The following is a 14514-nucleotide window of genomic DNA, read 5'->3' as shown; positions in this document are numbered from 1 at the left end:
AAATATACTAATAATCTGCTTTTTGTAGCAAATAAAAAAGCAAACGACTGCTTCTCCTTTTTTAATCCTGAAGTTATAATTACTTTTGCCCAGATATTCCAAAAACCGCACCAAAGAATGGCTGTAGCATCAAATTACATAGCAAAGGAAGTTGAAAAAAAGTGGTATGACTACTGGATGAAGAATGGATATTTTCATTCTGAAGTTGATGAAAGAGAGCCTTATACTATTGTAATTCCGCCGCCGAACGTAACGGGGGTGCTGCACATGGGGCACATGCTTAATAATACCATTCAGGATGTGTTGATACGCCGCGCGAGATTGCAGGGATATAATGCCTGTTGGGTGCCGGGAACAGATCACGCTTCTATTGCTACGGAAGCAAAGGTAGTGGCGAAATTAAGAGCTGAAGGAATTGATAAAAATGAACTTTCAAGAGAAGAATTTCTAAAGCACGCCTGGGATTGGACCCATAAACATGGGGGAATTATCCTTGAACAACTAAAGAAATTAGGTGCATCCTGTGACTGGGAGCGAACCAAGTTTACCATGGATGATGACATGTCTGCTTCGGTCATAAAGGTGTTTGTGGATCTTTACCGCAAAGGACATATCTATCGCGGTTACCGAATGGTCAATTGGGATCCACAGGCAAAGACCACACTTTCAGATGAAGAGGTGGTATACCAGGAAAGACAGGGTCACCTGTATTATCTTCAGTATAGGATCGAAGGATCAAATGACAGCCTTACAATAGCAACTACCCGGCCCGAGACCATTCTGGGCGATACTGCAATATGCATAAATCCAAATGATGAACGGTTTACCCATTTAAAAGGGAAAAAAGCAATCGTGCCCTTGTGCGAACGTTCTGTTCCTATTATCGAGGACGAATATGTAGATATGGAGTTTGGTACCGGTTGCCTTAAGGTAACGCCTGCCCATGATGAGAATGACAAGGTATTGGGTGATAAGCACAATCTTGAGGTGATCGATATTTTTCATGATGATGCTACCCTTAATTCCTACGGAATGAACTATGAAGGGATGGATCGCTTCGAAGCCCGGAAGGAGATCATTAAGGAACTGAAGGAGAAAGGCATCCTGGTTAAGACCGAAGATCACATAAATAAAGTTGGAACTAGCGAGCGTACAGGTGCTGTAATTGAGCCAAAATTGAGTGACCAGTGGTTTCTGAAGATGAAGGAACTTGCTCAACCGGCCCTTGATGCGGTGCTGGAAAAAGAGGTCAACCTGGTGCCCGAAAAGTTTATCAATACCTACCGTCACTGGATGGAGAATGTTCGGGACTGGAACATTAGCCGACAACTCATTTGGGGACAGCAGATACCGGCCTTTTACTACGGTGATGGAAAAGAAGATTTTGTAGTGGCCGAGACTGCAGAAGAGGCTCTAGAGCTTGCCAGGAACGAATCTGGTAACCCTGAACTCACTGCTGCCGATCTCACCCGCGATAAAGATGCTCTCGATACCTGGTTTTCCTCATGGTTATGGCCAATCAGTGTTTTCAACGGGATTCTGGAGCCCGATAATAAGGAAATTAACTACTATTATCCTACAAATGATCTTGTAACAGCTCCCGAAATATTGTTCTTTTGGGTAGCCCGTATGATTATTGCAGGATATGAATACCGGGATCAGAAACCTTTTAATAATGTCTATTTAACCGGGATTGTTCGGGACAAGCAGCGCCGTAAGATGTCGAAATCCCTTGGTAACTCTCCGGACCCGCTGGGACTAATAGAAGCTTATGGAGCCGATGGTGTGAGAGTGGGGATGTTGCTTAGCTCCCCTGCGGGCAATGATCTTATGTTCGATGAAGATCTTTGTAAACAAGGTGGTGCTTTTGTGAACAAAATATGGAACTCCTTTAAGCTGGTGAGTTCCTGGGAGGTATCAGAAGAAGCTTCTCAACCTGAATCTGCCGCGATCGCGATTGACTGGTATAAGGCAAAATTTCAAAAAAGCCTGCAGGAGATTGAAGACAACTACAGGAAATATCGAATCAGCGACGCTTTAATGGCAACATATAAGCTGGTGTGGGACGATTACTGTTCCTGGTTCCTGGAAATGGTAAAGCCGGCTTACGGTCATCCAATGGACATGGTGACCTTTGACGCGGTAAATGAGATTCTGGAAAATAATCTGAAGATCCTTCATCCTTTTGTTCCTTTTGTATCTGAAGAGATATGGCAGGCCATGAAGGAGCGTTCAAAAGAGGAAGCTCTTATTGTTGCCAGCTGGCCAAAAAGTGAAGATTTCGACGCTTCTATTATTGAAGATTTTTCAGTTGCTTCTGAAGTTATTTCGGGTATAAGAAGTATCAGAAAGGAAAAGAACATTTCCTATAAAGATCAAATTGAGCTACAGGTGCTCAATAATGAGAAAGTTTCAACTAAATTTGATCCTGTAATAGAGAAACTGGGGAACATTTCCCAGCTGGCCTATACAACCGGGCAGGTCAAGGGAGCACTATCATTTAGGGTGAAATCCAATGATTATTTTATTCCTGTAGCGGGCGCGGTAGACGTTGAGGCAGAAAAAGCCAAGTTAGAAGAGGAGCTTAAATATATCCGTGGTTTCCTTCAATCGGTCGAGAAGAAACTGTCAAATGAAAGGTTTGTAAGTGGAGCACCTGCCAAGGTTGTGGAGATAGAAAAGCAGAAGAAGGCTGATGCTGAGGCAAAGATCGAAGCTATAGAGGCAAGTATAAAAGGCCTGTCCTAGAAGGTTTAATATCGTTTCTGATTATTACAACCGGAATTTGGTGCTTCTGATTGGTGGCGAACCTATTTCAGCGTAGAGACCGCTGCTATTCTTTTATATTTTCATTGACCAGCTTGATGTAAGCTTCCTTGGCTTCCATTATACTCATTCCTTTTACCTGGAGCAAGGCATTAAGCTTGAATGCGTTTTTTACATCGTTGGCCCCCGAGGGAATGTAGGCAGAGGTATGTTCTGTAGCCTGCTTATAATATGCGTATAGCTTCAGCATAAGGTCTGGCGGCAAATTTTGGGAGGTATTGCTGGCTTTTTCGTAAGCCTTTTGAAATTCCCTGTCAACTTCTTCGGGAGTCATGACTACAGGATTAGGAAACTTTGGCAATGAGACTAATTCCACCTTTTACTTTTTGATTCAGTTTTACTTCCAGCGGAGTTCCAAGCGGAAGAAAAACATCTACTCGTGAACCAAACTTGATAAACCCGCTGTCGCTTCCCTGCACTACTTCATCACCTACTTTGGCGTAATTCACAATTCTTTTAGCGAGCGCTCCGGCAATTTGTCTGTACAGGATCTCTCCGGTAACTCCATTCTCAACAACCACTGTTGTCCGCTCATTTTCTTCACTGGCCTTGGGATGCCAGGCCACAAGATATTTCCCCGGATGGTATTTGCTGTATTTCACCACACCGCCAACTGGATGTCGTGTTACGTGTACATTTATAGGCGACATAAAAACAGATACCATTAATCTCTTATCTTTGAAATATTCTTTTTCAAAAACTTCTTCTATGACCACTACCTTGCCGTCTACAGGAGCAACCACGTGTGCATCGTTGAGTTCAGTTTCCCTTTTAGGGTTTCTAAAAAACTGAATAATAAGGAAGAAGAGGAGGATCGAACCAACGAGAATGGCTATGCGAATCCAGTAGGTGAAAATGAATGTATGGGCAAGTAGATTTACAATGATCAACAGGATCATTGCAACTCCCATGATTTTATATCCTTCTTTATGAAACATAGTTAAGTAGTTGTAAGTAGCCGTATACAAACGGGCTGGCAAATATAATACTATCCAGTCTATCAAACAGCCCTCCGTGCCCCGGCATTAATCTTCCGCTGTCTTTTACGCCGGCCTGTCTTTTAAACTTTGACTGAATAAGATCTCCAAGGGTGCCAAAAATGCTTAAAATTATGGCCATTCCAACCCATGTATGTAAGTCCAGCAGTCCCGTAAAAAAGAAGACCAGATATGCAGCGACGGCACTAAATAAAAGGCCTCCAAGGAAGCCTTCTACTGTCTTTTTGGGTGATATTCTTTCAAAGAGCTTCTTTTTTCCAAAGTTCTTACCTACAAGATAGGCAAAAGTATCATTAATCCAAATAAGGGAAAATATCCCTACAACCAGTTCCGGGGTGAAGTCTCCCGTATAACTGGGGATGAGGGTTAAAAAGATCATTGAGGCAATGAGGTAGAAGATAACTATTACATACTTCTTCTTCTCAAAAAGCGGAATTTTATTAACCAGCATAAGGTCTTTCACCAGGAATAGGTTAACAAAAATAGTGATCAACAGCAGGAGCATAGTCGCATAGGGATTCCAGCGTAAATAACTGAAAATGTAAAAAAAACCTATGAGGAGGAAATAGCCGAGATAACTCTTGAGGTGGAGGAGACGTTGCAATTCCCGCAGACAAATAATTCCAAATAAAAGAAAAAGGGTGGTGAAGGCAAATTCAGACGCGAATATGGAAACCACGAGTATAGATATGTACAAGACCCCCGATAATCCCCGAATAATACTTTCCTTCATGTTACAGATCTTCCAGAAGCAGCAAATATAGGTTTTTTGTGCTACTTCCATAACTCATGAAGTCTCCTTCCTTGTTGTTCTCGAAATTTTTAATGGTTGTAATATTGGAAGGAATACGATCTTTATTTTTGAATTTAATACCTCTAAGACCTTCTCCAATCGCATCGACTAGTTTACTGGTAGAGGCAAGAATAACAAAGTTGTACGGTAGTTCCTTAAGCTTCTTCTCTTTGATCTGGTTTGAAGAGATTAGAATGGAGCCGTCATTGGCAATTAGGTATTCACAGGTGCTCAGAAAAAAAGCTGCATCACCAGAAGTGGTGAATTCCAGGTTCTGGTCCGAAAATTTATCCCTTAAGTTCTGATCAAAACAACAAGTCTGTTTTTCATACCAGTCATTCTCCAACATTATGTTTTCGAAGGTTTCTATCAACTCCTCGTTACTTTCACAATAAAGAAATTTGCCGCCATTGTTTTTAAAATTGAGCATAAACCGCTCATCTGTAGGGAGCTTAACATCTGGCATGTACTTGCTACGGTCAGAATTTTCTACCTTATCCTGACCTTTGTCTGATTTAGATTTAGGGTTTAAGAAATTTCTAAATAGACTCATATAGGTTTTCAATTACTCTAAGTAGCATTTCAACCAAAGGTAAAAAATCTTAACTTACAGTTTAGGATAAGTCAAGATTTTTTACAGGTATTTAAGTAATTATTTTTCTTCGGAAGCAGGTGCATCTGGTGCCTCTGAAGTTGCTGTACTTCCCGGAACAGTTCTTTCGGTTACAGTTTCTTCCTGCGCAGGCACATGTTTTTCCTGGCTGTTACCGTTCATTATTTCATCACGGCTTTTGTATGGTCTTTTTCCAAAGATCTCTTCAAGGTTGTCTTTGAAGATGACCTCTTTTTCCAGGAGAATTTCAGCTAATTGAGTGAGCTTATCTTTATTTTCTTCCAGTAATCTTATCGCACGCTGATATTGTTCTTCAATAAGATTGGAGATTTCCTTATCGATCAACTCTGAAGTTTTTTCGCTGTAAGGTTTGGTAAAGTTATACTCGCTTTGGCCTGAAGAATCATGATAAGTCAGGTTTCCAACTTTTTCGTTCAGGCCGTAGACGGTCACCATAGCACGCGCCTGCTTGGTTACCTTTTCCAGGTCACTAAGTGCGCCGGTAGATATCTTATTGAAGATCACCTTTTCGGCAGCACGACCGCCCAAGGCAGCACACATCTCATCCAGCATTTGCTCGGGCCTCACTATAAGTCTTTCTTCCGGGAGATACCATGCAGCTCCAAGGGATTGCCCCCGCGGTACAATAGTAACTTTTACCAGGGGTGCAGCATGTTCCAGGATCCAGCTCACGGTTGCATGTCCCGCTTCGTGAAAAGCAATAGCTTGTTTCTCTTCCGGAGTGATTATTTTGTTCTTTTTCTCAAGTCCTCCCACGATACGATCTACCGCATCCAGGAAATCCTGTTTGCCTACTGCAGTTTTGCTCTTTCTTGCAGCAATAAGTGCAGCTTCGTTACAGACGTTAGCAATGTCGGCACCCGAAAATCCGGGAGTTTGTTTTGCCATGAATTCCGTATCCAGTTCGTCTGCAACCTTTTTAAGAGGGCGAAGGTGAACTTCAAAAATTTCTTTTCTTTCCCTAACATCCGGCAGGTCGACATAAATCTGTCTGTCGAATCTACCTGCCCGCATAAGGGCTTTATCCAGTACATCTGCCCTGTTAGTAGCAGCGAGTACAATGACATTTGTATTGGTTCCAAAACCGTCCATTTCAGTCAAGAGCTGGTTGAGCGTGTTTTCGCGCTCATCATTGGAGCCAGAAAAATTACTCTTTCCACGAGCTCTACCAATTGCATCAATCTCATCTATGAAAATAATGGCCGGGGATTTCTCTTTTGCCTGTTTGAAAAGATCTCTTACCCTTGACGCTCCAACTCCTACGAACATCTCCACAAAGTCAGACCCCGATAATGAGAAGAAAGGAACCTTTGCTTCTCCCGCAACGGCCTTTGCGAGAAGGGTTTTACCTGTTCCCGGAGGGCCAACCAGTAATGCGCCTTTTGGAATTTTTCCTCCCAATGAGGTGTACTTATCGGGATTTTTAAGAAAGTCTACAATTTCCTGAACTTCTTCCTTTGCACCCTCTAGTCCGGCAACATCTTTAAAGGAAACTTTTACGTCTGTATTTTGATCAAAAAGCTTGGCTTTTGATTTTCCAATGTTGAAGATCTGTCCGCCTGCGCCCCCGCCGGCTCCACCGCTCATACGACGCATGATAAAGATCCATATCCCAATGATAAGGATGAAAGGCAATAGGGTCAATAAAATATCACCCCAAACGTTCTGGTGGGTTTCAAATACTACAGGGGTATTAATGTCAGTTTCGGCCTTTACTTCCCTAATGTCATCTTCAAGGTTTTGAAGGTCTCCAAATTCAAATGTATATGCAGGAGATTCTCCACCGGGAAATAGTTCATCCTGGACAGCCTGCTGGTGTACATCTTTTGCTTTTGCTTCTTCAGTCAGGAAAACTTTTGCCTGACTTCGGTTCACGATCACCACCTTTTTCACATCTCCCTGCTCGAGATAATTTAAAAATTCAGCAGGATTGGTCTTGGCAGGCTCATTGAACCCGCTTCCGCTAAAGAAATTTATTCCGAGGAAGACCAGTATAATAGCAGCGTAGATCCAGTATGCACTGAATTTAGGCTTCTTGGGTTCTTTTTTATTTTTAGGTTGCTCTTTGGCCATGCGTTCTTTCTTAACTCTTAATAATTTGTTTCAATTGAGGTAGATTTTGCATCTCCCCAAAGACTTTCAATATCGTAAAATTCTCTGATGTGTTTTTGGAAAACATGTACTACAACACTCACGTAATCCATAAGTACCCATTCGGCATTGTCAGATCCTTCTATGTGCCAGGGCTTGTCTTTAAGAGATTTACTAACAGTCTTTTGAATGGAATTTACAATAGCGTTTACCTGTGTATTAGAAGTGCCGTTGCAGATAACGAAGTAGTCACAAACAGTATTTTCGATTTCCCGTAGGTCAAGGATATCAATGTCATTACCTTTAACTTCTTCGATCCCCTTGATTATATGTGCAATAAGTATATCGTTGTTAGCTTCTTTTTTTGTCATTAAATTTATTTTCTTTGCGCAAAGTTATTACTTTTTAAGGTTTTTGAACCTTGGTTTTCATAACATTTAACTCCTGCATTATCTATTCTTCTTATGCACCTTATCAAAGTTGATGCCATCGACTCCACTAATTCTTTCGCCCGGGATCTTCTTAGAGAAAACCCGAAAATGCCATTGACATGTATTGTGGCAAAAAAACAACTGCAGGGCAGGGGACAACGCGGTACAATATGGGAAGCTGAAGAAGGGAAAAACCTCACTTTTTCAGTCTTTTTACCTAAACCGGAAATTGATCCGGCACAGCAATTTTTGCTGAGTGCGACAGTAGCAGTCTCTCTTATTTCGGCTCTTGAAAAATTTAATTTACCCCGTCTGCGGGTAAAGTGGCCTAACGACATCTTGTCAGCCAATCAAAAGGTGGCCGGTATTCTCATCGAGAATATTCTTTCCGAAGGAAAAGTGATGGGTTCCATAGTAGGAGTGGGCCTTAATGTGAATCAGGAGGAGTTCATAGGTCTGCCACAGGCAGGTTCCATGAGAACTGCCACTAATTCTGAATTTAATACAGATGATGTCCTGGAAGTTGTTCTCCGGGAGTTGGAAGCCGGCTTTGATAAACTTGCTAAAGAAAATTCTGAAGATATCTTAAGCAATTATAAAAATCGCCTTTTTCGAAGGTTAGTGCCTTCTACCTTCAGAAAACCTGACGGAGAACTCTTGACAGGAATGATCCTTGGAGTCACTCTAGCTGGTAAGTTGCTCGTCCAGACCGAAGATGAAGTGACCGCCGAATTTGATCTTAAGGAAGTATCCCTCTGTTACTAGATCCTTGACAGGTTCTCGGAAAGAGTATTTATGAATTTCTTTAATGGCCCTTTTACCATCATGGCCATCATGGTGTTGAACTTGCCATGAAAGAATAGTTGTGCCTCACTCTGGTTCTCACCCAGAGAAGCAATTTCCACATCAAGTGAAAAATCAAATTTATCTGAAGTAGAACCCAATTTGATATATTCCGGTTCTCTTGTTTCCTGTATCTGAAGGGAGATCTCCGGCATTCCTTTAAGGGCAAAAGCAAAAGTGTCCTCAGACTTTACTTCAAATTTTTCCTTACTATCAGGCATGATCTGCTCATAATTACTCACGTTAGTAAGAAAATCGAACAGCTCCTGCTGACTCTTTTGTACTGTTACTTTGTCACTCTGTAATTCCATAGCTTATATTTTCCAGTTCGCCGGATCTTTACGCCAGCTTTTCAGGAGCTCGCTTTCGGCTTGATTTATATAATTTGTCTTTAAAGCTACCTCGAGCAGGTATTCATAGTTGCTCAAGGTGTGTAGCTCGATATTAGATTTTTTGAAATTCTCTGTGGCAGTATCAAAACCGTAGGAAAAAATAGCAAGCATTCCCTTGATCTGGAGATTTGCCTCCTGTAAGGCCTTAACTGCATTTAAACTACTGTTCCCGGTGCTTATAAGGTCTTCAATGACTACGACTGTTTGTCCTTCTTCGACCTTACCTTCAATTTGATTTTTTCGACCATGGGATTTTGGTTCAGGTCTCACGTAAGCAAAAGGAAGGCTCAGATATTCTGCCACAAGCATTCCAATTCCAATGGCTCCTGTGGCTACTCCTGCAATAACATCGGCTTTGCCATATAATTGCTCAATTTGGCGGGCCATGTGTTCCCTTACAAAATTGCGGATGGGAGGATAGGAAAGTATAACTCGGTTGTCACAATAAATAGGAGAGTTCCAACCGCTCGCCCACTTAAACCCTTGTTGTGCATCTAATTTTATTGCCTTAATTTGCAATAATAACTCAGCAGTTTTGCGAGCTGTTTCCTTGTCTAAAATCATACTGCAAATGTATAAAGTTTTTGTAAATGATATTCCTATTATTCTCTCAACGAAAAAGGATTTAGGTGAAAAATATATATCTATTCCGTTAAAAGAGGCCAAATTTAAAAGGATTATCAAAAAAATCAACAAAGGCAAACTGCTCTATGTAAACCTGTATCACGATAAAAAAGAAAAGCTTCTAAAGCACCTTTTTAAGAAGTTACCCGTTGTAACTGCAGGCGGAGGATTGGTTTTAAATCCACATAATGAAGTTCTCTTCATATACCGCAATGGTCGCTGGGATCTGCCCAAAGGTAAGGTGGAGAAAAACGAAAGTATTGAGACCGGCGCAATAAGAGAGGTCGAGGAGGAGACGGGGGTAAAAAATCTAAGAATCACCAAATTCCTTCAAACTACATATCACGTATTTCAAAGAAAAGGTCGTTATAAGCTTAAAGTTACCTACTGGTATGAAATGACTACAGATTATGACGGCGAGCTGGTTCCTGAAGAAAGTGAAGGCATTATGAAAGTGAAATGGAAAGACATGGCTAAGGCCCAAAAGGCCCTAAAGAAATCTTACGCAAATATCAAGCTGCTCTTTCCCGAAGAGATCTTACCGGTTCACTCTAAAAATGGGATATCTCAAGTGTGATCTTTCGTAATGTTCACTTTTTTTGTGAATCCAATCAAGCTGAGCGTACCAATTGGCTGCAAACTCGGGTTCATTCTGTTTTTTCAAAAGAAATTCCTCTTCAATTTCCGGATAATCGTCAAGAAATTCTCTTGCTATATCCTCAAAAACATAGGGTGAAAAGCCTTCTTTTTGCTGAAGAATGCTGTCAAAGAAGTTCCAGGAGAAGAACGAATCCGGAGCCTGAGGCTCTAGAGTTGCCATGAGATATTTCGCAGCCTTCTGTTTTATGGGTACAAAGAAATCCCCTTTGCGTATACCTACTTTTTGCCTGCTGCTTTCCACTTCTACATCGTAGTGAGGGTAATGACCTTCATAAGAATTACTTCTGGTCTTATAGTCCTTGATCCTGTAGACCTCCACTGTAAGGCTGGTATCCTTCTCAAAAGGGATCATTTTGACATTGTTGAGCTCCAACAGGTTTATTACCTGCCACCATGCCTGTGGTACAATATAGCCTTGTGGCGTTTTTACCTCCCGTGAAGCTAAAAAGTTGTCATAGTAATCTACGGTTCTTGTGTAGGGACGGGTAGTATCGTATTTTATTCTATCAAAACCGGTGACTTCACTCGCTATTATTTCTGCTTCATAGCCTTTAAATTCGAGAGCAGAAACCTTACTACTGTCAATTTTAAAATCGAATGCGACTTCATTCCTTGCCTGAGATTCCTTAAAGTCACGACTTCGCAGCTTTTTTATAAGTTCGGCATCCTCGTCGGCGATATCGATCATCGATCTCAAGAATTCATATGTCCCCCTAACCCGCTTGTCGTATGGCTTGAGCATGTGCGTTTCTACCATTACGCCCAGGGTATTCCAAAGAGCCGTATACCCGGTGGAGTAACGGGGTGTATCGAGGAATTGTGAAAAACCTTTTTCCGGTACATCTCCAAAAACGTTCACATAAGGAGTTACATCCCAATCTTTTTTCCGCAAAGCTTTTTCCAGGGCCGGCCGTAGATCAGTTTTGATATAGTTCCGAAGAGCTCCACCCATTTGATCGTGTTGGGTAAATAAATGGGTAAGGGTGTATTGATAATCTGCACCATTACTCACATGGGTGTCTATAAAAACATCGGGATCCAGGAGGTGGAAAATTTCATAGAAACTGCGGGTATTTTTGGTGTCGGCTTTTATAAAATCCCTGTTGAGGTCAAAATTTCTTGCATTTCCCCGGAAGCCATAGGATTTGGGACCATTTTGATTGGTGCGGGTAAAGGAATTGCGATTTAAGGCACCACCAACATTATACACCGGGATTGCAGCTATGACCGTGTTTTCCGGAAGCACAATTGAATCCTGTGCCAGGTCGCGAAGGAGCATCATTGTAGCATCAATTCCATCACTTTCCCCGGGATGAATCCCGTTGTTGATCAAAACTATGCTGTGGTCATTTCGAAGGTCATCAAAATCAAAGTTCCTGTTACGGCTGTAGGTCACAAGGTGTAGTGGTTCGCCACTGTCAGTTTCTCCTATGCGTTGCAGGTCAATTGTAGAATAGACGGCTGCCAGGTCTTCATAGAAGTCGATCACCTCGCGGTAAGTAGCAGTTTCAGTTCCACCAGATTTTTCAAAAACAGTAGTGAAATCGTAATCCTGCTCCAGGATGTAATTGGAGAAATCACAGGAGCTAAGGCTAATTACGAATATTGCCAGAGCCAGTATCTTTTTCATGCAGGGACGTTTAGCAGCCGTAAACATAAAGAAAAACTTCAAAAGCATAAAGAAGTGCTAATAAGAAACGGGTTTTTCTAAACCTTTAAAAAAAGCTTATTTTAGCTAAGGCTTCTGTTTGAGAATATAACGGGTGCCAAAAATGGCATTCTTGAAACCTGTTTCTAACCAAAACCAAAATTGATCTTGAGAAATCACCTGTTTTTACTTTTTAGCTTCTTTATCTTCGCAAATCTCTCTGCCCAGGATATCAATGGTGTGGTCTTGGACGCCTTCACCAACAAACCTCTGGAGGGAGTTAAAGTAACTTCAGCAAATACTTTAGAAACAGCTTTTTCCGGTCCTGCAGGAGAATTTTCCCTCTCTGTTGAAGCGCTGCCGGTAAAATTAAATTTTGAATACCCTGATTACACCCGCAAAAATTTACAGGTTGAGAACTACGATCAGGAAATCCGGGTTTTTCTTGCACCTGCCGAAGGTTCCCTTTCTGAAGTTGTTCTTCGCAGTACCATCATTCCGCAGGAACTACTGCAAACGCCATCGGCTGTTTCTGTACTTAGTGGAGAGGAATTAGAAAGATTTGATGAGACCAACATCATGCAGAACTTTAGCATGGTGGCCGGGGTAAATGTGCAACAGGGAGCTCTCAATACTAATAAATTGAGCATTCGCGGTGTGGGTGCCCGGTCCCAGTACAGCACTAACAGGGTAAAAGCCTATTTTATGGAGATCCCCATTACAAGTGCCGAAGGGGAAACAACTCTGGATGACCTGGATCCTGCTGTGGTAGGACGCGCCGAAATTATAAAGGGACCCAGCTCAAGTGTTTATGGGGCAGGACTGGGTGGAGTAATAACTTTATATCCCGCCAAAGCACAGGAGCAGGGAACAACGGCCGAAGTTAAAGGCACCTATGGAAGCTATAACCTCATTCGTGGCACGGCTCAGGCTGCACATGCTTCGGAAACTACTAATCTTGTTGCCACTTATAACCACGTGCAGACAGATGGCTGGCGTGACAATTCAAGTTATAATCGCGACTCTTTTTCCCTTTACGGACAAATTGCCGGGGGAGAAAGACATGAAGTTTCAGTGTTAGGGCACTTCGTGCGACTAAAAGCCTATATTCCCAGTTCGCTGGACAGGACAGATTTTTATACCGATCCTTCTTCGGCTGCCTTTACCTGGGCCGCTGCAAAGGGTTATGAATCCTATAATAAAGGTTTGCTTGGCTTTTCCTATAAATATAAATTTTCCGAAGAACTTACCAATACCACAAGTCTTTACGGGACTTTTAAGGATGCTTATGAACCGAGGCCATTCGATATTCTCAATGAAGGGCAGACGGCTTTGGGAGCCAGGACGAAATTTAATCTTGAAGGTGATTTTCTTGACCGTCCTTCCCAGTTAAGTTTTGGGTTTGAATATTATAATGAATGGTACGACATTGCTACCTATGAAAATCTCTACCAGCAATATGGCAGTGCGGGAAGTGTACCCGGTTTTTACCTTAGCCATAACGAGCAGGACAGGAATTACTACAATATTTTCTTACAGTGGAATCTGCAGCTCCAGGATCGTTTGAAGCTCGAGGCAGGACTAAATGTTAACTCAACCTCCTATGAGCTTAGAGACCTTTACGAGGCTGACAATATTGACCAGACGGGGGATTACAGTTTTGACCATGTGATCTCTCCGCGAATCGGCGCAGTGTATACTGTTGTGCCCGGAAAAAATATCTATGCATCTGTAAGCCATGGATTCTCAACTCCCACAGTTGCTGAAACTCTTACTCCTGAAGGTTTGATCAACACCAGCCTACAGCCGGAGACGGGGATCAACTATGAAGTAGGCTTTAAAGGAAACTTTCTGAATAACCGACTTTATGCCGAAGTTGCAGCTTTTTCGATCCAGGTTGATAATCTTTTAGTGGCCGAACGCGTCGCCGAAGATCAGTATATTGGCCGCAACCTGGGTAAAACCGATCATAATGGAGTGGAACTTTTGCTGAATTACAATTTCCCGATATTTTCTGCCCTTCGCGCCCGCACATTTCTGAATGCCGCTTACAATTCCTTTAAGTTTGATGAGTACATTGTTGAAGATGAAGATTTTTCAGGAAATGATCTTCCGGCTGTACCAAGGGAAACTGTTAATGCCGGCCTGGATCTTATAACGAGCTTTGGTTTCACTCTGCGTTCCACCTACCAGTTCGAAGGAGAAATGCCACTGAATGATGCTAACACAGAATTTCGCGACTTCTATAATCTGGTTCACCTCAAAGCTTCTCTGGAACCCCTGGATATCTGGAGACCCGGATTTATGAATGGTTGGGAAATTGAACTTTTTGGAGGGGTTAATAATGTGCTAGATGAACATTATGCAGCTTCGGTCATTCCTAATGCTGTAGGATTTGGAGGTTCAGACCCCCGCTATTTTTATCCCGGAATGCCTAGGAATTATTATGGTGGTTTGGGAATTGAGTATAATTTCTAAATTTGAAGCCCTTGCACTAGGTCCTGATTCTTGCCTCTTGATTCTTGACTCCTCAACTAACCTATCCTTGATTCACTAATCTCCAATTAACCATTA

At 42.1% G+C, this 14514-nt stretch carries 13 protein-coding genes; 4 read left to right on the top strand and 9 right to left on the bottom strand.

Annotation, left to right across the window (positions count from 1 at the left end; genetic code table 11):
* The first annotated feature begins 117 nt into the window (after window positions 1-117).
* Window positions 118-2748 (top strand): valine--tRNA ligase, encoded by a 2631-nt coding sequence (locus tag VR862_RS08730; RefSeq protein WP_324720578.1) that lies wholly within the window; start codon window positions 118-120, stop codon window positions 2746-2748.
* Between the two features lie 85 nt (window positions 2749-2833).
* On the opposite strand, the gene VR862_RS08725 is transcribed toward VR862_RS08730, so the two are convergent.
* The 6 genes from VR862_RS08725 to rsfS form a co-directional block, all read right to left on the bottom strand.
* The gene (locus tag VR862_RS08725) at window positions 2834-3142 is read right to left on the bottom strand and encodes an acyl-CoA-binding protein (protein WP_324720577.1); all 309 of its coding nucleotides are present in this window, start codon (window positions 3140-3142) and stop codon (window positions 2834-2836) included.
* Window positions 3111-3764, bottom strand: coding sequence for a phosphatidylserine decarboxylase family protein (locus tag VR862_RS08720; protein WP_324720576.1), 654 nt, complete (start codon window positions 3762-3764; stop codon window positions 3111-3113). The genes VR862_RS08725 and VR862_RS08720 overlap by 32 nt, the downstream gene beginning before the upstream one ends.
* Entirely contained in the window at window positions 3754-4557 is an 804-nt protein-coding gene (locus VR862_RS08715) for a phosphatidate cytidylyltransferase (protein ID WP_324720696.1), read from the bottom strand. Before VR862_RS08715 ends, VR862_RS08720 begins: the two co-directional genes overlap by 11 nt.
* A 1-nt stretch (window position 4558) precedes the next feature.
* Window positions 4559-5170, bottom strand: a complete 612-nt coding sequence (locus VR862_RS08710) for an LUD domain-containing protein (protein ID WP_324720575.1) — start codon at window positions 5168-5170, stop codon at window positions 4559-4561.
* Window positions 5171-5269: 99 nt separating this feature from the next.
* On the bottom strand, window positions 5270-7324 hold the full coding sequence (ftsH, locus tag VR862_RS08705; protein ID WP_324720574.1) for an ATP-dependent zinc metalloprotease FtsH: 2055 nt from the start codon (window positions 7322-7324) through the stop codon (window positions 5270-5272).
* A gap of 17 nt (window positions 7325-7341) precedes the next feature.
* Window positions 7342-7713 carry a ribosome silencing factor gene (gene rsfS / locus VR862_RS08700; RefSeq protein WP_324720573.1) on the bottom strand — a complete coding sequence of 124 codons (372 nt, stop codon included), beginning with the start codon at window positions 7711-7713 and terminating at the stop codon, window positions 7342-7344.
* A gap of 93 nt (window positions 7714-7806) precedes the next feature.
* On the opposite strand from rsfS, the gene VR862_RS08695 reads away from it, so the two are divergent.
* A complete protein-coding gene (locus tag VR862_RS08695; protein WP_324720572.1) occupies window positions 7807-8538 on the top strand; it encodes a biotin--[acetyl-CoA-carboxylase] ligase in 732 nt (243 codons plus the stop codon).
* On the opposite strand, the gene VR862_RS08690 is transcribed toward VR862_RS08695, so the two are convergent.
* Both VR862_RS08690 and pyrE read right to left on the bottom strand, forming a co-directional pair.
* Window positions 8535-8927 (bottom strand): SRPBCC family protein, encoded by a 393-nt coding sequence (locus VR862_RS08690; protein WP_324720571.1) that lies wholly within the window; start codon window positions 8925-8927, stop codon window positions 8535-8537. The two genes, VR862_RS08695 and VR862_RS08690, sit on opposite strands and share 4 nt — an antisense overlap.
* Window positions 8928-8930: 3 nt before the next feature.
* A complete protein-coding gene (gene pyrE / locus VR862_RS08685) occupies window positions 8931-9572 on the bottom strand; it encodes an orotate phosphoribosyltransferase (RefSeq protein ID WP_324720570.1) in 642 nt (213 codons plus the stop codon).
* A 7-nt stretch (window positions 9573-9579) separates the two neighbouring features.
* Between pyrE and VR862_RS08680 the strand changes: the two genes are divergently transcribed.
* The gene (locus VR862_RS08680; protein ID WP_324720569.1) at window positions 9580-10209 is read left to right on the top strand and encodes an NUDIX hydrolase; all 630 of its coding nucleotides are present in this window, start codon (window positions 9580-9582) and stop codon (window positions 10207-10209) included.
* Here the strand turns inward: VR862_RS08680 and VR862_RS08675 are convergent.
* Entirely contained in the window at window positions 10171-11922 is a 1752-nt protein-coding gene (locus VR862_RS08675; protein WP_324720568.1) for a M14 family metallopeptidase, read from the bottom strand. The two genes, VR862_RS08680 and VR862_RS08675, sit on opposite strands and share 39 nt — an antisense overlap.
* Before the next feature lie 186 nt (window positions 11923-12108).
* Between VR862_RS08675 and VR862_RS08670 the strand changes: the two genes are divergently transcribed.
* Entirely contained in the window at window positions 12109-14418 is a 2310-nt protein-coding gene (locus tag VR862_RS08670; protein WP_324720567.1) for a TonB-dependent receptor domain-containing protein, read from the top strand.
* The last annotated feature ends 96 nt before the right edge of the window (window positions 14419-14514 follow it).

The organism is Salinimicrobium aquimaris (assembly GCF_035607535.1).
GTDB lineage: Bacteria > Bacteroidota > Bacteroidia > Flavobacteriales > Flavobacteriaceae > Salinimicrobium.
This window is presented reverse-complemented; position numbering and strand designations above follow the sequence as displayed.

What these genes read in the sequence shown, in the direction of transcription:
- VR862_RS08730 (WP_324720578.1), top strand. Translation starts at nt 118, where the DNA reads ATGGCTGTAGCATCAAATTACATAGCAAAGGAAGTTGAAAAAAAGTGG.
- VR862_RS08720 (WP_324720576.1), bottom strand. Translation starts at nt 3,764, where the DNA reads ATGTTTCATAAAGAAGGATATAAAATCATGGGAGTTGCAATGATCCTG.
- VR862_RS08715 (WP_324720696.1), bottom strand. Translation starts at nt 4,557, where the DNA reads ATGAAGGAAAGTATTATTCGGGGATTATCGGGGGTCTTGTACATATCT.
- VR862_RS08710 (WP_324720575.1), bottom strand. Translation starts at nt 5,170, where the DNA reads ATGAGTCTATTTAGAAATTTCTTAAACCCTAAATCTAAATCAGACAAA.
- ftsH (WP_324720574.1), bottom strand. Translation starts at nt 7,324, where the DNA reads ATGGCCAAAGAGCAACCTAAAAATAAAAAAGAACCCAAGAAGCCTAAA.
- rsfS (WP_324720573.1), bottom strand. Translation starts at nt 7,713, where the DNA reads ATGACAAAAAAAGAAGCTAACAACGATATACTTATTGCACATATAATC.
- VR862_RS08695 (WP_324720572.1), top strand. Translation starts at nt 7,807, where the DNA reads ATGCACCTTATCAAAGTTGATGCCATCGACTCCACTAATTCTTTCGCC.
- VR862_RS08690 (WP_324720571.1), bottom strand. Translation starts at nt 8,927, where the DNA reads ATGGAATTACAGAGTGACAAAGTAACAGTACAAAAGAGTCAGCAGGAG.
- pyrE (WP_324720570.1), bottom strand. Translation starts at nt 9,572, where the DNA reads ATGATTTTAGACAAGGAAACAGCTCGCAAAACTGCTGAGTTATTATTG.
- VR862_RS08680 (WP_324720569.1), top strand. Translation starts at nt 9,580, where the DNA reads ATGTATAAAGTTTTTGTAAATGATATTCCTATTATTCTCTCAACGAAA.
- VR862_RS08675 (WP_324720568.1), bottom strand. Translation starts at nt 11,922, where the DNA reads ATGAAAAAGATACTGGCTCTGGCAATATTCGTAATTAGCCTTAGCTCC.